The organism is Bacillus sp. YKCMOAS1 (assembly GCF_030268125.1).
Taxonomy (GTDB): domain Bacteria; phylum Bacillota; class Bacilli; order Bacillales; family Bacillaceae; genus Bacillus; species Bacillus safensis.
The window spans coordinates 815,920-841,716 of record NZ_BSEI01000001.1 but is presented as its reverse complement, the minus strand read 5'-3'; the positions used below and the strand labels follow the sequence as shown (position 1 = coordinate 841,716).

The following is a 25,797-nucleotide window of genomic DNA, read 5'->3' as shown; positions in this document are numbered from 1 at the left end:
TCTCCCCTTATCCTTTTGTCCCGCCTTGTGTGAGACCGGACACAAATTGTTTTTGTAAAACAAGGAACAATAAAGCGACTGGAATTGCAATGAGTAAAGCCCCGGCTGCAAAGGTCGTGTAGCTGGCACCCATTTTATCTGACACAAGATTGTACAGACCGATTGGGAGCGTATACATTTCAGGTGAGCGGACAATGACACTGGAAATGATGAAATCACCCAGTGGACCTGTAAATGAGTTGATCGCGACAACGGCTAAGATGGGCTTAGCGAGCGGCATAATAATTTGAATGAAAATCCGGAAATGCCCTGCGCCATCCATTCTGGCTGATTCATCGAGATCCTTCGGAATCGCATCAAGATAGCCTTTCATTAAATACGTATTCATCGGAATTTGTCCACCTGCATAAATCAAAATCAGGGCAAGGTGGCTATTAATGAGTCCAAGCATTTGAGCAAGAACAAAAATCGCAATCAGCGCTGAAAATTGAGGAATCATTTGCAGCAGCAAAAAGAGCATCAGCCCATTTTTCCGTCCTTTGAAGCGGAATCTGGAAAAGGCATAGCCTGTAAAACTAACAAGAATCAGCGTTAAAACCATAGTGGCAATACTGATCTTCATTGAGTTCCAATACCATTTTGCATAAAGTGCCCCCTGACCGAAGAACAGCTCGGTGAAATGGCTGAACGTTGGATTCTTCGGAAACATACTGGTACTCATCAGGCTGTTCCCAGGGTTAAAAGAAGCACCAATCGTCCAAAGCAGTGGATATAGAATACAAATGGAGGCAATGAAAAGGATAAAATAAGTGATGCTCAGGCGAATGAGCTTGTTTTGTTTTGATCCCATATCACATCATGTCCTCCTCTTTGAATGAATTCGTTCTCTTAAACTGCCAGAGTGCAATGGCGATGACAAAGATTGAAAGTAAGATCGTGACTGCGGCAGCAAGTGCATATTGAGATGACTGCATCGTGAGTTTGTAAATCCAAGAAACCAAGATGTCCGTTCCCCCAGCAGTTGAGCCAGCCACAGGCGGTCCTCCGCCATTAAATAAGTAGATGATATTAAAGTTGTTAAAGTTAAACGTATATTGCGTGATTAATATAGGCGCAATGGAATAAAGGACAAGCGGTAACGTGATGGACCGGAATTTCTGAAAGAAGTTTGCCCCATCAATGGTCGCAGCTTCGTATAGATCCTCTGGAATCGCCTGCAAAACACCGGTTGTCATAATGAAAACAAAAGGGAATCCAAGCCAAGTCTGCATCGCAATGAGTGCGATTTTGCTCCAAAATGGATCTGTCAGCCATGGTTTTGGATCAATCCCAATCGAAGCAAAAAGTGTGTTGTTAATGGCTCCAAATGTATCGTTGAACAGTCCGGCAAACACCAAAATGGTCACAAAACCTGGAACAGCCCAAGGAAGAATCAAAATCGTTCTAAAAAACCGTTTTCCCTTTAAATCCTTCTGGTTGAGCAGAACCGCTAGAAAGATGCCAATGGCACATTGAAGGGTCGACGCAGCCAACGTCCATACGACGGTCCAGCCAAGTACATCAATGAAAGTGTCTCTCCAAATATCAATTGAAAAGATATTTTGAAAGTTCTTGATCCCTACCCAATCAATCAGATTGGCAGGAGGCGAGTGGTATAGATCGTAGTTCGTAAAAGCCAGCGCAAAGCTGAACATAATAGGAAAGACAACAGAGAATAGAAGTAAAAAGAAAGCAGGAGTGCTCATTAAGTAAGGAAAGCCTTGGTCGATAAGCTGATGATATTGAGCTCGGATGGAATGGAGCGGAACCCCTTGATCACGTTTCTTTCCGTTTATAAAAGCATCACGCATCATGAGTACGTAAAAGCCGATACCAAAACCAGCTGTTAACAGCGCAATAATCCCTTTTGCCAAAAGAAAAACAGAGTTGTCACGAGGCAGCATCGTACCTAGTGTGAACAGCCCCCAGAAGCCAATATTGAATAAATCATAAAATACGATGATAAAAGAGACGCCGAATAGGAAAAAAAGGGCCCCTTTGCCGTACTGTTTATTGTATATCTGCCCCATCCCGGGTATAAGGGAGAACATTAGCGCCCGTCTCCGGTGTATTTTTGATTCCACTATGTGTGTGCGGTCTAGTTCAAGGTTACCCGTCACGTCTAACACCTACTTCATATGAAATTAGATCAAATACGGGCAGCTTGATAGACTTAAAGGCTACCCGTGTTTGATGATTATTTAGAGTGATTTGCTTTAATTTGAGAGTCGATTTGATTGACCGCATCATCAAATGCCTTTTTCACATCTGTTCGTCCGGTTGCAATGAGACCTAATGCGCTGTCAATCGGCTTCCACACCTCTGCCATTTCAGGGGTATTCGGTGTCAGCGTGGCATATTTCGTTTGTTTTGAAACAGCATCTGCATTTGCGTTTTCAGTAATAATTGGATCCTTCATCAGCTTTTTCACTGGTGGAATTTCCTCTGTTACTTCGAATCGCTTCTTCGAATTTTTTTCATTCGTGATAAACTCAACAAATTTCTCAGCAAGGTCTTTATTTTTAGAATAAGAGGAGACGTTGTAGCTCTTTACACCTAGGAATGAGCTCATATGCTTTCCGTTCGGGAGTGTTGGCAGCTCTGTTACGCCATAGTCAATTCCAGCTTCTTTATATGGACCAAATGACCATGGACCAGAAATGACAGCTGCCGCCTTTTTCTCTGTGAATAAGGAGTTGAGGACATTGATTCCTTGTTCACCAATGATGCCTTTCGGGAAAAGTCCTTCGCTGAAGAATTTTTGAATGTATGCTCCTCCTTCGATGGCGCCATCGTTGTTCAGGCCAATATCCTTCACATCATAGGAGCCATCGCTTTTCTGTTTGAAAATATATCCCCCTGATCCGCCTAACACACTTTGTGCATAGTAAATTTCATCCCATTTCGCAACAAAACCGTATTTCCCGTCTTTTGTCAGCTTTTTCGAAAGGTCATACCAGCCATCAAGTGTAGTTGGTGCCTTTTTGACAAGGTCTTTGTTATAGAAAAGCACAGTCGTTTCAACGGATTTCGGAAGGCCATACAGCTTGCCATCTACCGTTTGTGATTGAATGGATTCGTCTGTAAAGGAATCGATTACTTTTTGATCAGGCTTGATTTCCTGTAACAGACCCTCAGTAACAGCTGATCCAATTTGATCGTGAGGCATTGTGATGACGTCTGGGCCTGTCCCGGCTGCTCCATCAAGGCGGAGAGCTTCGATTTGGTCAGCATACGCTTTTTCGACCACTTTGATTTTCACATCGTTTTGTTTTTCGAATTCTTTTACAGCGTCTTGAATCCCATCAGACTTTTTGACATCCTCCCATACTAGCAAGGTCTTTGTACCTGTAGATGCTGGCTGACTCCCGCTTGAATTGTCATCTCCTGGTCCGCATGCTGAAAGCAGAAGCACAGCAGTACCAACGACTGCTGATAATGTCGCCCATTTTCCCTTTTTCATTGGTAATCCCCTCTCTTTCTTTTTTCATAGATGATAAGAAAACGCTTTCTTAATGTGAGAATATCAACTTAAGTAAAAAAAGTAAACATATTTTATTAAATTTATTAAGTAAATTTTTTTACTCATATAGAGAGAAAAGAAGCCCTCCACATTAGGAGGGGCTTCCAGTTGATTATATGGTGCTTTTCCGAAAGATAGGTTCTGAGGCAATTAGCACAGTTTTAGGCAATGTTCTGCCGTCCACAAGTCTTTCTAAAAGTAAATCGATCGCTGTCTCACAAAGTAATGACGTTTGGATATGATACGTGGTGAGCGGCGGCGACACATATTGAGATACATGAATATCGTTGATACTAAAAACGCTGACGCGATTCGGCAGAGAAAATCCGCGCTCATTTAATGCTTGTAAGCAGCCGATGGCAAGAGGGTCACTAGCGACACAAAAAGCGGTGGGCAGATCATCACCAAGCTCATCAATCGCCTTCATCATGAGCGAATAGCCTTCATCGACTGAGAAATGGTGGCCGATATAGACCAATCGCTCATTAAGTATATGGCGGGCAAGCATGTATTCACGGAAAGTCGTTTCACGAATATCTGGAATGTGCACATTCGTATTGAGATCAAGATCTGTGCCGCCAATGAATCCAATGGATGAGTGTTCTTTTTCAATAAAAGAATCGATGATCTTTTGAACAATTCGTTTCAGGTTCGGCTTTACAGAATCAAAACGATCTTCATCTGGTGTCGTATCAATAAAGACAATGTGCGGAGTGACAGCATATAATTGGTCAAGCTCTGACGTTTTAAATCGGCCGATGGCGATGATCCCTTCTGTAGCAGGATCAATGGAATGAAGGCCATCAGACGGATTGTAAGCGGTAACATTTAGACTCCGAGTGTTGGTCAGTTCCTCAATGCCTAGTCGAATGGATTTAAAATAAATATCTTCAAGCTCTTCCTTTTCGGTCATCCAATAGAGAAAGGCAATTTTTTTTAATGAATGTTTGAATGTCTTCTTTTGGTAGGACAAAGCTTCTGCGGCGGCATATACTTTTTCACGTGTTTGATCGGTGACAGATAGGTTGGGATCTTGGTTCAGTACGCGAGATACCGTTGCAATGGATAAACCTGCTTTTTCTGCAATGTCCTTTATTTTAGCTGCCAAATCAGCACCTCCTATAGAAAATATCTCCTCTTAGTATAGAGTCTTTAAAAAAATTAGTAAATATTTTTATTAAATTATTTTCGTTTAGGCGGTTCTTTACGTGCTGGAAAGGAATTAGTAAGATATATATATGTAAGGTGTTGGATTAAGATTTCTGATAGGAGAGGGACCGATGTATTACGATGCACTGAAGACTTTTGTGACAGTGGTGGAGGAGAAGAACTTTACAAAAGCAGCCCAAAAGCTGCGGATTTCTCAGCCGAGTGTCAGTCTTCATATTAAGAACTTGGAGCAGGAATTCCAGACCGTACTGCTGAATCGTTCGCCAAAGCAATTAACCGTTACACCAACTGGGGATATGCTGTACCATCGATCAAAACAAATCATTCGTCTCTATGAACAGGCGAAGCAGGACATTTATGAGCATCATCATTTGGCAAGAGGAAAGCTGACCATCGGGGCGAGCTTCACAATTGGTGAGTATGTGCTGCCGCAAATATTGGCGGAGTTTCATCAGCTCTATCCGCATGTTGATATTGAGGTGGTCATTGATAATACAGAGGCGATCGCCGGACACGTCCGTTTATTCCATGTCGATATCGGTTTGATCGAAGGACAAACCAATGACAAAGAGCTTTCTGTAGAAACTTTTCTAGAGGACGAGCTGTATATTGTGGCGCCATTAGATCATCCTTTTGCCAAGAAGAAAGATGTCACCATTGATCAATTACAAAACGAAACATGGATCACGAGAGAAGAGGGATCAGGGACAGGAGAATATTTACAGCATGTCCTGAAATCAAATGGACTGAAAGCACGAACCTTTGTGACCTTTAGCAGCAATCAAGCCATTAAAGAAGCTGTAATCCACGGAATGGGTCTTTCTGTTTTATCTAAATATGTCCTCCAGCGAGGCAGCATTGGCGGTGAATTGGCTGTTATTTCTGTGAGAGGCATGGATTTCAAACGAAAATTCTCCTATGTTGAGTCACCGATGACCGGGGGAAATAAAAATAAGGAATTGCTCGTTGAATTGTTAAGGAAAGAGAAAAAAGAAGCTTCTCCAAAATAGGAGAAGCTTCTTTTTTTATAACCCTTTGATTTTGATTTCATCGACTGGAAGGAAGATCTCACCTGTATCTGTATATTTCATGGTGACCTGATCGCCTTCTTTTAAATAAATGACGAGAGGTTCTTTTTCAGATGACATAGTGTAGCTTTTTCCATCGTCTAGCAGGAAGGTGACGGTTGTATAATCACCGGTCTTTTCTTTGTAGACTCGTTTGACCTTCCCTGCTGCTTCTTTCTTTTCTTGCTTAGAGGAACTGTTAACGGTACCGCCGCCTTTTTGCAGAGCTGTTTTATAGGCTCTCAGTGCTTCGTTTGGTGTAGAAGCGTACGCAGCGATTTCTGGATTGGCTGCAGAAACGATAAAGTAGTTTTGCAGGAATCCATTTGAATCGAGAACCGGTGTGAGCCAGCTGGCTTCACCATAGAAATTATAGAGAATCGGCATGCGCCCTTTCCATTTCTTCTCGATGAATCGTTTCTCAATAATTTGCAGAGCGCCCTGAGAATCCATATAGGATTCTTCAAGATTTCCGGTATAATAAGTTGCTTTTCCTGTCCGGGCATTTGTCAGGGCATATCCGAGCATGGAATCAACGCCCTCTTTCGGACTTGTGAAATCTGTGAAGTAATACATATCTCCTTTTGAATCAAACACTGGGCTCACATTTGCTTCCGTTCCTTCATCGGAAGGCAGCTTTACATCTGACTTCCCAAACATACTGTTCCAGAACCCGTGAATATAGTTTCCGAAATAACTGTTTTGCAGACTGACCGCCTCTGGTGAAACAGCACCATCGATAAAGGCAGGTACTTGATCTAGAGCATATTTCTTCGTGGCACCCGTTTTGGCATCAACAACGACCACACCGGAAGCTTTAAAGCCGTTTCGTGCAGAGATGAAATCGCCATACGTTTGAATGTAATAAGGCTTGCCGTCATCATTGATTTCCAGCTGTGTATCGCCGTAGAAAATCAAATCTGGGTACTGGAGACGGATATGCCGCTCAATTTCTTTGTTGAAATAGGAGGAAGGCGTATAAACCATCTCCGTCTTCACGAACTTTGGATTAGCAGATGAGTCGGTCGCACTTAATGTAAAGTAACCCGGCGTGCTGCCTGCACGAATCCATTTAAAGAAGTCCGAGAATTCCACCGGAGCGATGTAAACATACTCACCATTGACCTTCTGAATTTGCAAGCTTCCAAGCTCATAGTAGCTTGTATTTGGAACCTGTCCGAACGATTTCTTCATTTTATTGCGGGCAAATTGAGGCGGTACACTTGCAGGTGTTTCTGTCTCTTCAAACGCTTTGATTTCTACTTTTTGCTCCATTTTGGAGACATCGAATTTCTCATTCGCATTGAATAGAAAAGCTGTCGCCATGTAAACACCGAGCAGTAATAGAATAAGGAACAGCACGCCTTTGATTTTACGCTCCAATCCAACTGACAAAAAGGCGCCTGCTGCTGTCACAACAAGACCAATCAGCCATAGGGAGGAAGGGTTCCGATCTAAATTGGTGATGTAATAGAAAACAAAAATACCGATCATAAACAGTAAAGCAAGGCCTGCAATCCACATGAACGGCACCTGCTGTTCTGTTCCTTTCTTTCTTATAATCAACCTAATTGGTGTGAGCAAAAGGGTCAGGACAAGACCGATCACAACCGAAAATAACAGAATATATCCCACAAACAGATCTCCTTTCAAATCAATCACTCTTTTAGTATATACGAGTGAGGCAGGGAAAAGATTCATCGGATGGAAGGTTCATCTAAATGCCAATCGAGTTGATGGCGGAACGAACATCTTCTTTCAGTTCGTAAAACTTGAGTCTTTGTTCAATTTTTTCTATTAAGGCATCAATGGCTTGACCTGACATATGTGTTTGGATGCGATTTTGATGTGTATACACTTTGATCTGAAGTTCATCGATTAGATCTAAAATTTTTTCCGCTTCTTGACGGTCATCTGCAAATTCATTTTGAAGCTGATGCCGGATGGCTCTGATAAGTGCAGTTTTCTGTTCTTCTTTGATCTTTGCTTTCAAAGCTGCCAGCTCTGCTGGTGTCATGTCTTCCGTGTCAAAGTTTGCTTTTGAGAAGATGGAGCTTGATGTATGCGTATCTGTCATTCTTTGCAAAAAACGATCTGCATCTGTTGGTTGTTTCTTTGAAAATTCCATTTATCGTACTCCTTAAGAAATACCCATGTTCTTCGCCAGGGCTGTATCTGCATCGTGGTATTGTTTTCCAAGATCGCTCATATCATCTGATATTGAGTCCATCCACCTTTTCATATTCATAGCGCTATCAATCGCTGTATCATACTTTTTGACCGAATAGAACTCATTTTCAAGACCCTCTGTTTTTAAGTGGCGAATCACGGCATCTACATCTGATGCCGTCAGCTGATCATACGAACCGAAACCGACAATTTGTTTGTATCTCGAACGAACTCGTTCTACCGATTGATCCACTTTGTCATCGAGTTTCTCAATTTTGCGAATGATTTGCTGCATATGGTGATCGGCATATGTCGAGAATTTACGTCCTGTGTTCATGAGAACGTGGGACTTAATTAATATCGCCACTACACTATGCGGATCAACATTAGATTGACCCAACTGTTGTAACATGGCCGTAGTAAGAGAAGGATTTTTTCTCAACATATCATCAATGGTTTGAACGGAGCCATCTGGCGAAAAGGTATAACGATCTAATCCATGGCTGCCAGCGAGGGCTTCAAGAAATAAATTCGCATCCAGTGAAGGATTCACACTCATTGCCCGATTGAGGAGGTCTTTTATGAATTGGACGGCTTTTGAGGAGTCCTCGGAGTAATCGACGCCTTCAGGGAGAGCGGCATCATACATCACTTTCACTCGACCGATTTCTGTCGTATGCCGATTTAAAAGAGAAAGCCCGTCATTAAGATTGATATATTCTGTTAATCTACTGCGGTAATCGCCTTTTAATGCTTTAGCCTGTAGACCATCCGATAGATTTGGGTAAATATTCGGATTCTCAAAGGTGACCCCGCCTTGAATAAAATCATTTTTGACAAGAACATAGGAAGCATTTGACCCGCCAAGCGAATGCCCTGTGACATACATCTTCGCATTCGGCATTTTCTTATGGATTTCTTTCGCATACCGATCCGCTTGAACCATTTGATTCTCTGCACCATGCTCAAATGGGATATTTTTAATCAGATATTTTGTATCCGAAACCATCCAATCTTGAACAATTTCATTTGTATAGGCGGTTGTGCCTGTTGTCAACTTAGTCGTCACTTCCTGTGAACCCTTCGACCGACTAAAAGGAGGCAGCTTCGTCAAAATGGTAGAAAGAAGATCATCTGACTCTTTTTTTCCATGTTTTTTAATGGTATCTTTATATTGGTCTGCACCAATCGGTTCAGAACCACGGTAGGCGATGACGGCGTTTTTGATTTTGGTGAGGTCTTTGCCTTTGTTTGAAATACGATAATCTTCTTTTGAGACAAGGGTTAGTGCATTAAGGCCGTTTCTAGTTTCTTTGTAGTCAATTACGTGCATGATTTTTCCGTCGTTTAATTTAATTATTTTGGATGCGTTATAATTTTCTATTTTATAGGATTCTTCTGATATTAAGATATAGTCTTGATCGTTAAGTTGAAATTCGGATGTTTTTTTAGACAAAAATGTCACTCCTGTAATATTTATCTTAATAATTATATTATAGATTTTGATAAATTTCTATTGTAAGTGTGAGGAGATTAAGCCCATGATTAAAAATTTAAAAGGTGGCTATTGTTACTAATGAAGAATACAGTAAAGTTTTTAATTGTTTTGGCTATCATAATAATTATTTCAATATCTGCATTAATTTCTCAAAATAAAAAACTAAGTAAGCCAAATGATTCAGGAGGAAAGAATACAGTGCAAGAAAAAGAGAAAAGTGAACAACAAAAGGCAGAAGAATTTGCAAAAAAAATGAGACCGAAAATCGAAAAAGATCTACATGAAATGGATATACATCATTTTATAAAGGATATCACTTTTGAAAATGAAGTGACCATTAGTCCGATGGGTTTTATTGTAGTTAGAGGATATGTGAATGATGAGCCAGAAAAATTCAATTTCTCCGCTTCATTAAAGTATAGAACAAAAGAAATCGGTTCAATGAGTTATTCAGCAGAACTAGGAGATCGTTTTGAGAACTGGGATGATTTTGATCCTCAAGTGAAAGAAGACTATCTGAATAGTTTATCTAAAAAAGAACGCGAACAATATCTGAAAGACATTGGAGAAAAAGAGTAGAACAGGTACTAGCCTACCTGTTTTTATTTTGTCAAATTCATTTGTAGACTGATTAAAAGTATATTAAGGAGTTTTTGCTTTTTATGAGAAATACATTGAAATTTTCTATCATAATTGTGGTCGCCGTCATCTCTGTAACTGTGTTTGTTGTAGAGTACATTCATCAGAGTTTTTCAGATGAAGTAGTGCAAGAGAAAAGCGATCAAGAAAAGGCCGAAGAATTCGCAGAAAAGATGAAACCAAAAATTGAAGAACGTTTACACGAAGAAGATATTCACAATTTTATCAAAACCATCACATTTTAAAAAAATGTATCTATAAGCCCTATGGGTTATGTCACAGTTGATGGATATATAAATAATGAGCCTGATAAATACCATTTTTCTGCATCATTAATATACAAATCTAATGAAATAGGTTCGATGAGTCATTCCCCTGATTTATCAGATCGCTTTGAGAACTGGGATGACTTTGATCCGCAAGTAAAAGAAGATTTTCTAAATAGTCTTTCAGAAAAAGAACGAGAGCAATATCTCAAAGATGTTGGAGAAAAAGAGTAATAAGATCAACCTGCTAATATTCCCTAAATAGTTGAAGCAGGCATATGCTATCATTCACCTAACAACACTTACAAACAAGGGAGAGATTTCACCCATGGCAAATACAAAGAAATTGATCTTGGATGTAGATACTGGAATCGATGATGCGATTGGGATTTTGCTGGCAGTGAAAAGTAAGCAGTTTGATATGTTGGGGATTACAACGGTGTGCGGGAATGTGTCTGTCGATACCGCTACTTTGAATACGTGTAAAGTGCTTGAGCTGGTTGAGGCAGATAACATTCCTGTCATCAAAGGTTCAGCAACCCCTCTTTTAAGAGCACCTCATTATGAACATCGGGTACACGGTGAGGATGGAATTGGCGGCGCTTTAAAGGACGCCCGGCCTAAGAAGACCGCAGATGCTGGTTTTGCGCCTGATTTTATCATTGAACAAGTGCTGCAGTATTCGAAGCAGGTCACGCTTGTGTTGACAGGGCCCTTAACGAATTTAGCCCTTGCGGTAAAAAAATGCCCTGAGCTGATTCATCATGTGAAAGAGGTCATTTTTATGGGGGGAGTCGTGCAGGGACAGGGGAATGTCACACCGGTTGCGGAATTTAATACATATGCAGATCCAGAAGCGGCAAAATTGGTGCTGGAGGCTGGGTTCCCTTCATTGACTCAAGTAGGGCTGGATGTCACGAGACAGGTCTTGTTAACAGATGAGAGAATCGATGCCATTCAAAATGAAACGTTGGCAGCTTACATCAGAGAGAGTACAAGCATTTACCGCCAGCGCTATTTTGAGCGTAATGGTGTGTGGGCGTGTGCCATGCATGATCCGCTTGCTGTAAGTCTTGCCATTAACAAGCAGCTTGTAAGCACACAGACATTTCATGTAGAAGTGGAGACGAAGAGTGAGTTTTGTGACGGTCAAATGATCTGTGATTTTCAGCACCAATGGGAGAAAGAGCGCAATGTCCAAGTGTGTATGGATGTAGATGCTGAAGCTTTTTTTGATTTATTGATCAAAACGATGAATTCATAAAAAAGAAGTCTGTGCAAACAGGCTTCTTTTTTATAAGATGGGAACATGAGGAAATGTATGCGCTCACATGAAAAGGAAGGAGTGAAGTCAATTGGCTTCTGTCAGTTTAAGTAGTATTGAAAAAATACGAGCAGCAAGCAGAGGGTTGCCGCCAAAGCTGAAAGGAATAGCAGAACATATTACGAGTGAACCTGGCGACATTATTCATTTATCTATTGTCGAGCTTGCCAAAAAGACAGCGAGCTCAGAGGCAACGATTTTTCGTCTTTGTAAAAGGCTTGGATTTGAGGGCTTTCAAGATTTGAAGATTGCAATTGCCCAGGAAATAGATCAAACAAAGCCTGATTATGTAGACGAAGAAATGAGTCTTGATGATGATACGGCCGTTTTTATGCAAAAGGTTTTTCAGGCGAATATATCCGCATTAAAGGATAGCTTTCAATTGTTGAATCCAGAAGATGTAGAAAAAGCCATACAAATCATTCATGAAGCAAAGCGCTTAGAGTTTTATGGGAGTGGCGGGTCTGGCCTCATTGCAACAGACGCTTTTCATAAATTTATGAGGACAGGCATCAACTGTATTGTTCACACCGATTCTCATTTTCAAGCGATGTCTGCCGGTCTTCTCGACCAGTACAGTACAGTGATCGGTATATCTCATTCTGGACGGAATAAAGATTTACTCGATGCGATGAAAACAGCAAAGGAAAAAGGCGCGAAAACCATCGGTATTACAAGCTATCAGCGCTCTCCGTTGAGCCAGCTTGCTGATGTCACGTTGTATACATCGACGCAGGAAACGGCCTTTCGAACAGAGGCGATGTCTGCAAGACTTGCTCAGCTCACTGTCATTGACGTACTATACTTTGCACTTGCTCACTTAAGGCAGCAGGAAACTTTATCGAATTTAAAAAAAATGAGAGAAACCATTTCACAAAAAAGGGTGTAATGGTTTCAAAAATAAATTTTTCTATTAATGAAAAATGCCGTTGTGGTAACGATTGTGAGCTTTTAAGTGAAAAAAATTTTCTTTTAAGTCGTTGAATGTCGAAAAAATTATTCCTATAATGGGATTTAACAGGTATATGAAAACAATAAATATGATTTCAAATCAATGATTGGGCGTGATACAGATGAAGGGAAACCAGGCGGTAATTGGTTTGGATATTGGAACAACAAGTACAAAGGCGGTTCTGTTTGGACCACAGGGGAAAGTGATAGCAAAGCATTCGGTTCCTTATGATCTCATTCAGCCCCAACCAGCATGGGTTGAACAGGACCCTGAACATATATTAGAAGCTGTCATTGCAAGTGTAAGAGGTGTGTTGACGAAAGCAGCATTTGATGCAAAACGTCTCATAGGCATCGGAATTAGTACAGCGATGCATTCCTTGATTGTGATGGATAAGGATGGCAAGGCGTTAACGAACAGTATCATTTGGGCAGATAACAGAAGTGCAGAACAAGCGAAGCGAATCATTTCGGACATGGATGGCTTCCAAGTGTATAAAAGAACCGGTACACCGATCCATCCAATGTCACCGCTTTCAAAAATAAGGTGGTTCAAGGAAATGGCACCTGATGTCTTCAAGAAGGCAGCGAAATTTATTTCCATCAAAGAATATATTCTTTATCATTTCTTTGGCCAGTATGTGGTCGATTATTCAATTGCTTCAGCAACAGGGCTGTTCCGATTGGAAACGCTTCAATGGGATGAAGAGGCGCTTCGTATTACTGGAATTAAAGCCAATCAATTGTCTGAACTTGTTCCGACGACGCATCAGCTGAGAGGTCTTCAGCCAGAGATCGCCCTGCGAATGGGTATTGCGGAAGATACACCCTTTGTGGTTGGTGCGAATGATGGAGTTCTAGCGAATTTAGGTGTGGGAGCGATTGGAAAAGGTGAGGTGGCTGTCACGATTGGGACAAGCGGTGCAGTCCGTACGGTCGTGGACAAACCAATCACAGATGAACAATCAAGAACGTTCTGCTATGCGCTGACTGATAAGCATTGGGTGGTTGGAGGACCGACGAATAATGGCGGAATCATGCTGAGATGGCTGAAGGATGAATTTGGATCCTCGGAGGTGGAGGTAGCAAAGCGCCTTGGAGTGGATCCTTACGATCTGATGATTGATATTGCGAAAAAAGTTCCAGCCGGCTCAGAGGGGCTGCTGTTTCTGCCATTTTTAACGGGTGAGCGTGCACCTTATTGGAATCCAAATGCGAGAGGTACTTTCTTTGGGATCGGTCTTCAGCATAAGCGGGAGCATTTTATAAGAGCTGTGTTAGAAGGCGTCATTATGAGTGTTTTCTCAATCGGTGTTGCCTTAAGGGATTTAACCGGCTCAGCAAAGGATGTCAGGGCATCTGGCGGTTTTGCGCGATCTCCGCTGTGGCGGCAAATTTTAGCGGATACGATGGGCAGGGAAGTACTTGTTCCAGAAAGCTACGAGGCATCAGCACTTGGGGCGGCTGTCCTCGCACTTCATAGTTTAGGTTATATGAAAGAGATAGAAGAGGTTCAAGATTGGATTCGAATCTCTGCCCGTCATGAACCAAATATGGAGAACAATGAAACATACATAGAATTGTTTTACTTATATGAGCGCCTCTATGACAAACTGAAGGATGAATTTGATGTCATCAGTGCGCTGCAATTAAAACAAAATCATTAAACATCAGGGAAAAGGTGGGAGAGCATGCTTTTATTCATCGTGATTGCAGCAATTGTCCTTTTACTCATCCTCATAACAGTTGCTAAGTTGAATCCGTTTGTGAGTTTAATTATTACTTCTATGTTAGTCGGCTTTGCCACAGGGATGGACCTGCAGGAAATCATTCAATCCATTAAAACGGGGTTAGGCAATACGTTATCATTATTGGCCATAGTTCTAGCGCTTGGCACCATGCTTGGGAAAATGATGGCTGAATCAGGTGGAGCTGAGCGGATCGCTCACACATTAATCGGCCGGTTTGGGACAAAAAATGTGCATTGGGCAATGATGTTTGTTGCCTTTATTGTGGGGATACCTGTCTTTTTCCAGGTCGGATTCGTTCTTCTCATTCCTTTATTGTTTACGATTGCGATTGAAACGGGCATCTCGCTCGTGACAATTGGGATTTCGCTCATTGCTGGCTTGTCTGTCGTTCATGGTCTTGTGCCGCCTCATCCAGCTGCCATGGCGGCTGTCGGCATCTATCATGCCAACGTGGGGAAAACCATTTTCTTTTCCATTATTGTCGGTTTACCGACAGCTATTATTGCTGGGCCGCTGTATGGAAAGTGGATTGGAAAACGGATTCATAAACCAGTTCCGGAGCTGCTGAGAAAGCAATTTACTGAACGCAATGAAGATCGAAAACTTCCCGGCTTTGCAAATACGATGTTTACGATTTTGGTGCCAGTGATTCTAATGCTTCTTGCCACACTGGCAGATATTATTTTACCAGAGGACAGTTTATGGTTTCAGATATTCAAGTACATTGGAGATCCAATTACAGCACTGCTGATTGCAACCGTGTATTCTTTCTTCAGTCTTGGCTTTGTGCAAGGGATGAGCCGTGACCGGGTGCTTTCCTTTAGTAATGAGTGCTTAGGTCCGATCGCTTCCATTCTGCTTGTCATTGGAGCAGGCGGGGCTTTCAATAATGTGCTTATCGATTCAGGTGTCGGTGATTATATTGCAGATTTAGCCAAACACTCGCCGATCTCGCCAATTTTGCTTAGCTGGCTGATTGCTGCGGTTATTCGTGTGGCAACAGGATCTGCTACGGTCTCCATGATGACCGCAGCTGGTATTGTCGCACCGATTGCTGCATCTATGCCGGATGTGAGCAGAGAGCTTCTAGTGTTAGCTACAGGGGCGGGTTCGTTGATTTTGTCTCACGTCAATGATTCTGGTTTTTGGCTGATTAAAGAGTATTTTGGTATGACCATTAAAGAAACGTTTTTGACATGGACGGCTATGGAGACAATTATTTCTGTTAGTGCTATTGCATTTATTATGATCATTAATATGTTTATATAGCGAAACGCAACAGCCTGATTCTTCGGAATTGGGCTGTTTTTGCTTTTAGCCATACCACCTTTTTCAGATTGGGGTAAAATGAAGATATTGAGATGTGGGAGGCGGACAAGATCGAACCATTAAAACACGTTTATCATGAATTATTTATTGCAGAATTAGCCGAGAAACTTGCACAAGCGTCGACTGGATTTGATGCTGAAGAATTCAAGCGGCTTGTGCTCCAAAAGGATTGGGAGCAGCTGGAGTTAAAAGGCAGAATGAGAAGAGTCACTGAATCAATGCATGCCTGTCTACCTAAGGATTATGAGCAGGCAATTGAGGTGCTGCGTCAGACAGCCCCGCATTTTTCAGGACTTAGTGCGCTTGTATTTCCAGACTACGTCGAGACGTACGGTCTAGCACATTGGGATATCTCGATCAAGGCGCTCGAATTCTTTACACCTTTTTCCACTTCTGAATTTGCCGTTCGGCCTTTTCTGATTCAGGATCAAGACAAAATGCTCGCGCAAATGCTCGTGTGGTCACAGAATCAAAATGAGCATATTCGGCGGCTTGCTAGTGAAGGATGCAGACCACGTTTGCCATGGGGATTAACTGTTCCTGCACTTAAAAAGAATCCTTCGGTTACGTTGCCTATATTAGAAAACTTGAAGTCGGACCCAGCGCGGTATGTGCAAAAAAGTGTAGCGAACCACTTAAATGATATTTCTGCAATTCAGCCTGATCTGATGAAGGTGACGGCTAAAAAATGGTATGGAACGAATGAACATACGAACTGGATCATCAAACATGCATCCCGTACATTACTAAAAAAAGGCGATCCAGATATCATGGCTTTGTTTGGTTATGGGGACGATCCATCTGTTCAAGTAACGGATTTGAAGGTAGTGCAAAATCCAATTCGTATTGGAGAGAAAATGACCTTTCAATTTACACTTCAAGCTGCTAAGTCACTAAAGCTGCGTGTAGAGTATGCCATAGACTATGTCAAAGCTCGGGGTACCCGCAATCAAAAGGTATTTAAAATCACAGAGTTTGAAACAAGTGCAGCGTTACATAGAGAATTCGTCAGGTCACAGTCCTTTCAAAATATGACGACGAGAAAGCACTATGAGGGAGTCCATACTTTAACGATTATCATCAACGGCATTTCAAAAGCATCGGTCGATTTTGAAGTTACAGAAGATAGCAGCTCATGAAAAAACCCGCCATTTCGGCGGGTTTTGGCGTTTAAGCCTTCTTTTTCATTAAGAATGAAGCGATGATGGCAGCGACTAAGAAGCCGATGCTGATAATGGAGCTAGGCAGGTTTTCTTGTCTGAATAGGAACAAAACAAAGCTCAAGCTGAGTACAAGACCTGCAAATAAAGTCAAATACGGAAACAGCCACACTTTGAAATACGGCTCCTGTGGATATTTTGGCCGCAGCTTTAGATGTGCCATACAAATGCTGATCCAAATGAGTGAAACCGCAAAACCAGGAATAGCCAGCATATAGCTGAAAATTTGGTCCGGATATAAGTAAGCAAAGAATGTTCCAATGAGAAGAAATAGAACGGTGACCCATAAACTCAAAATGGGTACGCCTCTTTTGTTGACCTGTGCCAGCTTTTTCGGACCGCCATCTGATTTAGAAAGAGAATGAATCATTCTCGTCGTTCCATAAATTCCAGAATTGGCCGCAGATAGAACTGCTGTAATCAAGACGAAATTAATGAAGTGAGAGGCGCCTTGCATACCAGCAGCAGAGAAGACTTGGACAAAAGGACTGTTATTTGGGTCAATTTGATTCCAAGGAATGAGTCCGCAGATGATCAAAATCGGCAATGTGTAAAATAAGATAATCCGCCACATCATACTTTTGACTACTCCAGGCAAGACCTTCTCCGCATCCTTTGTTTCAGTAATGGTCAGCCCGATCAATTCAGAGCCTCCATAAGAAAAAATAACCACTAAAAGTGATGCAAAGATCGCTCCCCATCCGTTCGGGACGAAGTTTTGATAGTTGGTAAGCGCTGGTGTGCTTTGTTCGTTTGGAATGATCCCAAATAATAATGCTGCACCGAGAATAATAAAGACAATAATAACGAAAATCTTCATTCCAGCGAACCAAAATTCAATTTCACCAAAGTATTTTACATTATTTAAGTTGATTCCGATGACTAAGAGTGAGCAAAGTAAACATAGTGACCATAGCGGTACGTTCGGCAGCCAGTATTGAAGCAGACTGCCAGCTGCAATAATCTCAATGACACATACAGTGAGCCACATAAAACAGTAAACCCAGCCGACGACAAATGAAAAACGTTGACCAAGCGCAATTTGTATAAGGTCGCGTAGATTATTTCCCGGGTACACAATGGCCATTTCGGCTAATGCTGCCATTACAATGAGGAGCAGCAATCCGGCAAATACATAGGAAAAGATCACCCCAGGACCTGCTAAACCAATTGTATCGGCACTACCTTTAAAGATTCCTGTACCAATGACCCCGCCCATCGCAATCATGCGAATGTGACGCGGTGATAAAAGCTTTTTTAATTCTTGTTGCTCCTGATTCGCGCTCATGACGTTCTCCTTTTTTAAAAATGCTTATGTTCCATTTTCTTTTTTCAGGACGTCAGTGTCAATATAAAAAAAGAGATTTTTCAGACAAAAACAGCGGTTGATTCTATCAAAACATATATTTATATCCATAATTACCTTATTTCATCCATATTCTAAAAATGAAACTTCAAATAAATGAAGATTTGCCTTATTTATGACATAAACAATTTTCAGTTTTTGTCGATATATCATTTGTATTACTAAAGTCCTAATAAAGAATTATTTATAACTGTAAAATATTTCAAAAACGTTAGAGTTGAAAGGAGTTATGAAAGATGTTTAAGAGAAAAGGAAATGATTCATCGGCTGGAATCCTTCTGAGTGAAAGCAGCCAATTAATAGAAAGAATCGAAAAAGGAGACCTTTCAGCAAGACTAGACACTGCTGCATTCTCTTCAAGCCAAACGATAGAAGCGGTAGCGCAAATTAATGAAGCTTTGCAAAAGATGCAAGAAGCAAATGAAAATATTCAAATGCGGATGGATTTAGTGACAAAAGCCATTCAAGTTGGCTTATGGGATATGGTCGTTGTCGCTGGAGATCCAGTTAATCCAAAGAATGAATTCACATGGACGGATGATTTCCGCAAAATGATCGGCTTTCAAAATGAGCACGATTTTCCAAATCTATTAGACAGCTGGGCATCTCGAATACATCCGGATGAACAAGAATATACATTAGATGCATTTTCTTCGCATTTATTGGACCATTCAGGGCGTACACCGTATGATATCGAATATCGCTTAAAGTTAAAAAACGGAGATTATCGCTGGTTCAAAGCAACTGGAACGACCGTTCGTGATCGAAATGGTGTCCCTCTTCGTGTGGCGGGAGCACTTTTTGATATTCATGATCAGAAGTTGAAAGAAGAAGAGCTGCAAGCATTCGTCACAAGATATGACTTAATCAACCGTGCGCTTGTCGAAGCTCCTTGGGACATGGTGGTAGAGGCCGGCGATCCAGTCAATCCAAATAACGAATTCTGGTGGTCTCCGCAGTTCAGAACAACTCTTGGATTTACAGACGAAAAAGATTTCCCGAATGTTCTGAGCAGCTGGAGCGATCGTCTGCATCCTGAGGATCAAGAAATGGCTCTCCAAGCTTTTGCAGATCATTTAAATGACCACTCTGGCCGCACACCATTCGACATTGATTACAGATTACAGAGTAAAAATGGGGAGTACCGCTGGTATCATGCGGGTGGTGAAACCATTCGTGATGAAAAAGGTGTTCCTCTTCGAGTGGCAGGAACCATTCGTGACATCACGTTAGAAAAAAACAAAGAGAAAACAGCGGATGAAATGGCTTCACAAGTAGAACAGCTTTCAAGTTCTATTAGCGAGATGGTTTCGGGCATCAGCTCTGTGACAAATCAAGCACAGGAGCTGGCTGTCGCTCAAGAGCAGTCAACGTCTGCCGCCCACTTAGCAAAAAATAGTGCAGATGAGACGAAAAATATTTCTGACTTAATCAAAGAAGTGGCGAACCAAACGAACCTGCTGGGTCTAAATGCTGCGATTGAAGCAGCTAGAGCTGGTGAACAAGGCCGTGGTTTCTCTGTCGTTGCAGATGAAGTACGAAAGCTGGCGCTGCATAGTGCCAATGCAACGGAAAATATCGAATCTAGTTTAACGGATATGAAAACACAAATTGATGAAATTCTTGATAATATCTCGAATATGACAGCTCTTACGCAAACTCAGGCTGCTTTAACAGAGCAAGTGAATGCTGCAGTCGATGAAGTGAATCACATGTCTCAGCGTCTTGTGGCATTTTCAAAGAGTATTTAATCGTCAAAAACCGCCCTCTCGTCGAAGGCGGTTTTTTCATTAAAATTGATCTGCTGGGAAAACAATACCTGCATCTTTTCTTGCAGCGTCAAGGACTTTCATCACGGAGAGACTTTCATCAAGCCATGCATAGCACTGTTCGTGATTTTCTGTCTCAATAATATGCTGGAAAGCTTCAGCCTCATAAAACAGACGGTTTGGATTCGTTTGTGCATTGAGTGAGACGACTCTGTCATCAACATGCAGCAGTACTTCCTCACATCCATTCGCCCCATTTTTCACATGAATGAAGCCTTTTTCTCCTTGAATCAATGCAAAGTTCATGCTGCTTGTATCCTTACTGCCCACACTTGTCGCAATAAAATCATTGTAAGTGAACGTCAAAACACCAGATGTGTCAATACCGTTTGGATGGCGGTTTGCCTGATATCGGACCTGCTCTGGTGATCCAAAGAGGTTCATGATGAAATGGACATTATAGATATTAATATCCATCAGTGCTCCTCCAGAGAACGCAGGGTTAAAGACATTTGGCGTTTCTCCGGCTAGCAGCTGATTATATTTGCTTGAATATTGACTATAGTTGCATTGAACCAGTTTGATTTTGCCTAATTGATGAAGATGCTTTTTGATTAAATGATAGTTTGGCATATGAACGGTCGTAATGGCTTCAAATAGGAGAAGCTGCTTTTCCTTTGCGAGAGCGATTAAGGCTTCCAGCTCTTTAACATTTGAGGTGAAAGGCTTTTCGCATATCACATGTTTTCCGTGTTTCAATGCAGCTGTTGCATGCTCGCGATGTAAACGATTCGGTGACGCGATGTAAACGGCTTCTACGTGAGGATCTTCTAGCATAGCGGTTAGATCCGTATAAGTTGTCTGCACCCCAAATTGGTCTGCGAGCTTCTTTGCCGTTTCTTCCTTTCTTGAATAGACAGCGCGACAAGAAGCACCTTCGAGCTGGTCAATCGCTTGCAGGAAGCCTTCCACAATGATACCTGTTCCAATGGTTGCGATGTTCATTCTCCAAAACTCCTTCCACTCGTTTAAGCTGTCTCTAGTATAACCGATGTTTTCGTTGGACGTGTAATGAGATACCTGAGCGAAGGTGTGCCAGTGACCAAGACCGGCACCCCTTTGGCAACACTTACAATCAGCTGATGTTTGCTAATGTTTGCTTTGTTAACAATTGAATAGCTGCCTTCCTTTTTTTTAACTCTTGAATAGAGTGTTGAATATCTTCGACTTTTTGCTCGAGCAGCTGTTCAGCTTCTGTTTTTGACTGTTTTTCGAAAAGTGATTTGATAATTTCACGAATTTCTTTAAGGGAAAAATCTAGCTTTCTCGCTTCGGTGATAAATGATAGCATGAGTACATATTTTTTATCATATAGACGATAGCCGTTATGCGCTCTTTTGGGCTCTGGGAGCACTCCTTCATTTTCGTAAAAACGAATGGTTTCAATATGTACTCCAGACATTTTTGACAATTTACCTCTCGTAAACGTAATCATTCCCTGCACCTCCTTTCTTTGCTATCCATCATACAATTAGATTTGCTAGTTTCAAAACATTCTATAGTGGTAAACAATTGTTCTATTTTACTTGTTGTAAATGGGGGATCAGCACGATGAATAGAATACGTTATAATAGAGTAGACTCATGTGATATTTGTTACATATGTGAACAAGTAGACAGCGTGAAGAAAAAACGATAGGCTAAAATAGGTAAATAGTAATGAAATAACCTGTCATCATGGGAATGGTGGCTCAAAATAGTGACAGCACGTTTTTGCTGAGAAAAGGGGACCAGTGAATGTATAAATTAGTCGCAATTGATATGGATGGTACGTTATTAAATGATCAACATATGGTGCCGGATGAAGTGTTTGAAGCCATTCAACAGGCAAAGGCAGAAGGAATTAAAATTGTTTTATGTACAGGCCGGCCAATTGGCGGAGTAAATCGCTATTTAGCTGATCTTCAGCTTGATCAAGAGGGAGATTATGTGATCGCCTATAATGGAGCGCTTGTTCAAAACAGCCATACAAATGAAGTGGTGTCAGAGCTGACATTATCCTATGATGACTTAACTTCTTTATATGAATTGAGCCGTCAGCTGGATACACCGATGCATTATTTCGATTCGGCCAATTTATACACACCGAATCGCGATATTAGTGAATACACAGTGCATGAAGCCTATTTAACAAAGCTGCCGCTGAAATATATGCCTGTTGAAGAGGCAGATTCATCGATGAGACTTCCGAAGATGATGTATATTGATCAGCCAGAACGGTTGGAAAAAACGATACAAGCCATCCCCTCTGAAGTGAAGGAAAAGTATATGATGGTGAAAAGTACAGATTTCTTCCTTGAAATCTTGCATCCTGATGTGAGTAAGGGAAATGCTGTGAAGCTTCTAGCGAAGGAGCTGGGAATTCCTCGTGAAGAAGTCATGGCCATTGGTGACAACGGGAACGACATATCAATGCTAGAGTTTGCGGGCTGCGGCGTCGCTATGGGAAATGCCATTGATGATGTCAAAGCTGTTGCAGATGTTGTAACAAAATCTAATAATGAAGCCGGAGTAGCACATGTGCTGCATGAGCTGGTTTTAGGAAAATAAAAAGAGAGAGCGGTCTACCAGTGCGGTAGCCGCTTTTTTATATATTGGAGAAAAAGTAAACAAGCATACGTCTGCTGCTTAAATTCGTCTTTTGCAGCATCGCTTTCACATGATCATGAACGGTATGGGGTGAAATAAATAACGTGCTCGCAATTTCCTTTGTCGACTGACCCTTTAATAAGCAGTCGAGGACGTTCATCTCTCTTTCTGTCAGTCTGTACGTTTTCGCCGCATAAGGAAGGATATCATGGGTTTGAGCTCTCTTGATGTGAATCATGACAGCCTCCTCCTGTGTGTCTGCCTGCGCTAATCGAAAGGCTTGAAGAGAGAGAAACAACCCCGTAGGCAATCTCGTCATGCTTGCCGGTGTTTGCTCAATACCGCCGTATAAAAGTTTTGCCCCTAATGCTCTAAACGGGCGTGGCATGATCGCCCTGTCATGGATTTGTTCAAAGGCTTGAAATGTCTGAAGCCAATGAAGACCTGTCTCATTTCCATAAAGAAGCTTGTAGTCGTGCGAAAGAATAAGGAATCCTTGTTGCTCCGCCGCCGCGTCTTCTTCAGTATCTCTTTTCTTGAAAAGTTCATCTCTTAGCTTGGCTGCGAGTCTGGGCGTTTGTTCGATGACCGCTTGGATATCATTTTCTTGAAAAGGTTCCTTGTCCTTTAGACGATAGAGGCTGGCCATCCCCCAGCATTCCCCTTGAATCACAAGAGCTGCCCGCAATTCATCAGACCATCCTTTAGGTAACAAAATGTTTTGGTAGCGCTCACTGCTAAGGTATTCTCCGCTTTGGACTAGGCTTGCAGCATGAACTGGGCCTTTGGCTAGAAACTCATGCTGATGTACGTCCCTTTTTAAAAACTCATTTTGAAACAGCTGGTCATGAATTTCTTCAATCGGTTCATCTGTGAAGGAACCTGTCGAGAGGAGAGTGGCTGGATCAATGGTCGTGATACAGGCGGCATCAAAATCAAGGACGGCAGCAAGTTCGTCCCGAATGTGTTGTCTCAGCTGCTGAAAATGAGTGGCTGGATTGGTCACATGATCTCCTCCTCAAAAATCCCCACTTTTAGGGATCGTGTTTTCTGGTGTCTCTTTTTACAATAAAGATGTCATATCGTTAGTGTACAGGAAACGATGGAAAGCGGAAAGGAACTGGAGGAGAAGGACATGAAAGAAAACCAGCATTGGCACGATCCTGTTGCTGAGTCATATGCAGCGACGATTTCGCATAAAGTACCCGGCTATCACCTTTTGCATGAGTTAACAGTAGATGTATTAGAAACTGAAATAAAGAAAGCGGGCTCTCGTATTCTAACTGTCGGAGCAGGTGGGGGCGAAGAGATCATCAACATGTTACAAAGAAAAGACAACTGGCTCATCACGGGGGTCGATCCGTCACCTTCTATGCTGGACATGGCGAAACAACGAGTTGCACAGCTAGAAATGGAGGCGCGTGTCACATGGCATGAGGCCTCATTAGATACGGTTTCAGCTGAACCTGTTTACGATGCAGCAGTGAGCTTGCTTGTCATTCATTTTATAGAAAATCGCCAGCTCTTTTTAAACGAGGTTGCCCGCAGGCTTCAACCAGAAGCACCGTTTATGTTGGCATTTATACAAGGCGAGATGAAGACCCATGCATTTCAACAGGAGCTTCACATGCTTTCTCTTTTCATGCAGCGGCAAGGCCTACAAAAAGAGGTGTTTACGTCCTTTAAAAACAGGCTGGGACAGACGACACACCCTGTTCCCGAGGAAGAAATAAAAGCGCAATTAATCAAAGCAGGATTTGAAGACATCAGACCTTATTTTCAGGCAGGAATGATCAAAGGGCTTGTTTGCAAGCGGAATCGTAGAGAGGCGGATGAGAAATGAGAACACAGGTGATGGTGATAGGCGGCTATGGACATGTTGGACAGCAAATATGTCTTCAACTAAGTGAAGTGTATCCCGGTCAAATTGTTGCAGCAGGCAGAAGCTATGAGAAGGCAGAGAAATTTTCACGCCAGACAAAAGGGAAGGTTCTTCCCTATCAACTTGATGTCAGTGAGCCGTTATTTTCGGACTGGGTGGATCACACAAAGCTGGTGATCATGTGTCTTGATCAAGAAGACCCGTCATTTGCTGAAACAGTTCTGCGGTCAGGTATTGATTATATAGATATCTCTGCGAAAGGGGCGTACATGGAACAGGTGGCAAAGCTGGATCAGCAGTACATCGGTGCAACGGCTTTACTCAGTGTTGGGCTTGCGCCTGGCCTTACGAATTTATTGGCAGCAAAAGCATCATCTATGCTCTCATCAGTGAATCAAATAGATATAGGGATTATGCTTGGATTGGGTGATCAGCATGGAAAAGCCGCCATTGAATGGACGCTTGACAATGTCCATACTGACTATGTGCTTACTGAGCATCATCAACGTAAAAGAGTCAAAAGCTTTACTGGAGGAAAGCGTATAGATTTTGGGGTGAAACTTGGAAAGAGGAAAGCCTATCAGTTCCCCTTCTCTGATCAGCAGACATTGCCTTTGACACTCAGCGTGCCTTCTGTGACGACAAGGCTTTGTTTTGATTCTCGCGCTGCAACGCGGGCATTTGCCTTCACAAGGAGTCTTGGAATGACGTCACTTCTCACTGTTCCGAAAATCAAGGGAAGAGCCATTTCCATGATTCAATCGGCTCAAATGGGAACAGATCAATATGCAGTGAAAGTGGAGGCGACAGGAATGGAGAGGAACAAGATTCATCAAGCAGCGCTTGGAATAAAAGGGCATGATGAGTCTCAAGCCACAGCTCAAGTCGCTTCTGCTGCAGCACTACATTTATTGAGCAGGCGGTTTCAGACAGGTGTGTTTCATATCGAACAATTATTTTCATTAGCGTATGAGAATGGAGAATTTGCGTTGGTGGATCAAAAAACGAAGGAAAGGCGTGTGTTAGCGCTGAAAGCCAGCCTTTTAACCGCATAAAAGAATACGAACATAGGGTGATTCAAATGGAGGGTTGTAGACGGGAATGATAAAAAGGTTACGTTTTGCAAATAAATTTCAAGTGGGTGTTTACAAGTGTTAAATACAGAACAAGATATAATTAAGAATTA

Annotated in this window: 21 protein-coding genes and 2 pseudogenes; 12 read left to right on the top strand and 11 right to left on the bottom strand. The window is 42.0% G+C overall.

The genetic code is table 11. The features are described 5' to 3' along the window. Window positions 1–7: 7 nt before the first annotated feature. The 4 genes from QSJ46_RS04310 to QSJ46_RS04295 all read right to left on the bottom strand — a co-directional run bounded on the left by QSJ46_RS04310 (window position 8) and on the right by QSJ46_RS04295 (window position 4,670). A complete protein-coding gene (locus QSJ46_RS04310) occupies window positions 8–850 on the bottom strand; it encodes a sugar ABC transporter permease (protein WP_041087477.1) in 843 nt (280 codons plus the stop codon). Between the two features lies 1 nt (window position 851). Continuing rightward, window positions 852–2,090 (bottom strand): carbohydrate ABC transporter permease, encoded by a 1,239-nt coding sequence (locus QSJ46_RS04305; protein ID WP_047203725.1) that lies wholly within the window; start codon window positions 2,088–2,090, stop codon window positions 852–854. A gap of 146 nt (window positions 2,091–2,236) precedes the next feature. Next, on the bottom strand, window positions 2,237–3,502 hold the full coding sequence (gene ganS, locus QSJ46_RS04300; protein ID WP_047203724.1) for a galactooligosaccharide ABC transporter substrate-binding protein GanS: 1,266 nt from the start codon (window positions 3,500–3,502) through the stop codon (window positions 2,237–2,239). 172 nt (window positions 3,503–3,674) lie between these two features. Then, window positions 3,675–4,670, bottom strand: a complete 996-nt coding sequence (locus tag QSJ46_RS04295) for a LacI family DNA-binding transcriptional regulator (protein WP_285604329.1) — start codon at window positions 4,668–4,670, stop codon at window positions 3,675–3,677. 172 nt (window positions 4,671–4,842) lie between these two features. On the opposite strand from QSJ46_RS04295, the gene QSJ46_RS04290 reads away from it, so the two are divergent. Then, window positions 4,843–5,742: a LysR family transcriptional regulator gene (locus tag QSJ46_RS04290; RefSeq protein WP_106025414.1), complete on the top strand. Its 900-nt coding sequence runs from the start codon at window positions 4,843–4,845 to the stop codon at window positions 5,740–5,742. Window positions 5,743–5,757: 15 nt separating this feature from the next. Here QSJ46_RS04290 and QSJ46_RS04285 read toward each other — a convergent pair whose 3' ends face one another. The 3 genes from QSJ46_RS04285 to QSJ46_RS04275 all read right to left on the bottom strand — a co-directional run bounded on the left by QSJ46_RS04285 (window position 5,758) and on the right by QSJ46_RS04275 (window position 9,433). Beyond that, complete coding sequence (locus QSJ46_RS04285) at window positions 5,758–7,434, bottom strand: hypothetical protein (protein ID WP_039182688.1); 1,677 nt, start codon at window positions 7,432–7,434, stop codon at window positions 5,758–5,760. Between the two features lie 82 nt (window positions 7,435–7,516). Beyond that, window positions 7,517–7,927 (bottom strand): hypothetical protein, encoded by a 411-nt coding sequence (locus QSJ46_RS04280; protein WP_041087490.1) that lies wholly within the window; start codon window positions 7,925–7,927, stop codon window positions 7,517–7,519. A 12-nt stretch (window positions 7,928–7,939) separates the two neighbouring features. Further along, window positions 7,940–9,433: a lipase family protein gene (locus QSJ46_RS04275; protein ID WP_285604328.1), complete on the bottom strand. Its 1,494-nt coding sequence runs from the start codon at window positions 9,431–9,433 to the stop codon at window positions 7,940–7,942. A gap of 111 nt (window positions 9,434–9,544) precedes the next feature. Between QSJ46_RS04275 and QSJ46_RS04270 the strand changes: the two genes are divergently transcribed. The 7 genes and pseudogenes from QSJ46_RS04270 (at window position 9,545) to QSJ46_RS04240 (ending at window position 16,865) form a co-directional block, all read left to right on the top strand. Then, entirely contained in the window at window positions 9,545–10,045 is a 501-nt protein-coding gene (locus QSJ46_RS04270) for a DUF1433 domain-containing protein (protein ID WP_073208025.1), read from the top strand. 83 nt (window positions 10,046–10,128) lie between these two features. Beyond that, a pseudogene (locus tag QSJ46_RS04265) lies at window positions 10,129–10,605 on the top strand (DUF1433 domain-containing protein). Window positions 10,606–10,699: 94 nt separating this feature from the next. Beyond that, a complete protein-coding gene (locus QSJ46_RS04260; protein ID WP_212039540.1) occupies window positions 10,700–11,635 on the top strand; it encodes a nucleoside hydrolase in 936 nt (311 codons plus the stop codon). Between the two features lie 91 nt (window positions 11,636–11,726). Beyond that, window positions 11,727–12,584 carry a MurR/RpiR family transcriptional regulator gene (locus QSJ46_RS04255; protein ID WP_212039541.1) on the top strand — a complete coding sequence of 286 codons (858 nt, stop codon included), beginning with the start codon at window positions 11,727–11,729 and terminating at the stop codon, window positions 12,582–12,584. A 184-nt stretch (window positions 12,585–12,768) separates the two neighbouring features. Continuing rightward, window positions 12,769–14,313 carry a gluconokinase gene (gene gntK / locus QSJ46_RS04250; protein WP_047203716.1) on the top strand — a complete coding sequence of 515 codons (1,545 nt, stop codon included), beginning with the start codon at window positions 12,769–12,771 and terminating at the stop codon, window positions 14,311–14,313. A 24-nt stretch (window positions 14,314–14,337) separates the two neighbouring features. Continuing rightward, on the top strand, window positions 14,338–15,666 hold the full coding sequence (locus tag QSJ46_RS04245; protein WP_039182672.1) for a GntP family permease: 1,329 nt from the start codon (window positions 14,338–14,340) through the stop codon (window positions 15,664–15,666). A gap of 110 nt (window positions 15,667–15,776) precedes the next feature. After that, the gene (locus QSJ46_RS04240) at window positions 15,777–16,865 is read left to right on the top strand and encodes a DNA alkylation repair protein (protein WP_483298726.1); all 1,089 of its coding nucleotides are present in this window, start codon (window positions 15,777–15,779) and stop codon (window positions 16,863–16,865) included. Between the two features lie 31 nt (window positions 16,866–16,896). On the opposite strand, the gene QSJ46_RS04235 is transcribed toward QSJ46_RS04240, so the two are convergent. After that, entirely contained in the window at window positions 16,897–18,234 is a 1,338-nt protein-coding gene (locus tag QSJ46_RS04235) for an amino acid permease (RefSeq protein WP_024423951.1), read from the bottom strand. Window positions 18,235–18,749: 515 nt separating this feature from the next. On the opposite strand from QSJ46_RS04235, the pseudogene QSJ46_RS04230 reads away from it, so the two are divergent. After that, window positions 18,750–20,063, top strand: a pseudogene (locus QSJ46_RS04230) (methyl-accepting chemotaxis protein); the annotation flags it as partial. A gap of 39 nt (window positions 20,064–20,102) precedes the next feature. On the opposite strand, the gene QSJ46_RS04225 reads toward QSJ46_RS04230, so the two are convergent. Both QSJ46_RS04225 and QSJ46_RS04220 read right to left on the bottom strand, forming a co-directional pair. After that, window positions 20,103–21,086 (bottom strand): Gfo/Idh/MocA family protein, encoded by a 984-nt coding sequence (locus QSJ46_RS04225; protein WP_285604326.1) that lies wholly within the window; start codon window positions 21,084–21,086, stop codon window positions 20,103–20,105. Between the two features lie 130 nt (window positions 21,087–21,216). Further along, a complete protein-coding gene (locus QSJ46_RS04220; RefSeq protein ID WP_039182663.1) occupies window positions 21,217–21,576 on the bottom strand; it encodes a MerR family transcriptional regulator in 360 nt (119 codons plus the stop codon). Window positions 21,577–21,877: 301 nt separating this feature from the next. On the opposite strand from QSJ46_RS04220, the gene yidA reads away from it, so the two are divergent. Further along, on the top strand, window positions 21,878–22,690 hold the full coding sequence (gene yidA, locus QSJ46_RS04215; protein WP_224929888.1) for a sugar-phosphatase: 813 nt from the start codon (window positions 21,878–21,880) through the stop codon (window positions 22,688–22,690). Between the two features lie 37 nt (window positions 22,691–22,727). Here the strand turns inward: yidA and QSJ46_RS04210 are convergent, their stop codons facing one another. Beyond that, entirely contained in the window at window positions 22,728–23,735 is a 1,008-nt protein-coding gene (locus QSJ46_RS04210; RefSeq protein ID WP_212039544.1) for a helix-turn-helix transcriptional regulator, read from the bottom strand. A gap of 129 nt (window positions 23,736–23,864) precedes the next feature. Here QSJ46_RS04210 and QSJ46_RS04205 point away from each other — a divergent pair, with 129 nt between their 5' ends. Together QSJ46_RS04205 and QSJ46_RS04200 are read left to right on the top strand one after the other, a co-directional pair. Further along, complete coding sequence (locus tag QSJ46_RS04205; RefSeq protein WP_285604325.1) at window positions 23,865–24,572, top strand: class I SAM-dependent methyltransferase; 708 nt, start codon at window positions 23,865–23,867, stop codon at window positions 24,570–24,572. Beyond that, window positions 24,569–25,666, top strand: coding sequence for a saccharopine dehydrogenase family protein (locus tag QSJ46_RS04200; protein ID WP_285604324.1), 1,098 nt, complete (start codon window positions 24,569–24,571; stop codon window positions 25,664–25,666). Before QSJ46_RS04205 ends, QSJ46_RS04200 begins: the two co-directional genes overlap by 4 nt. Window positions 25,667–25,797 lie beyond the last annotated feature (131 nt).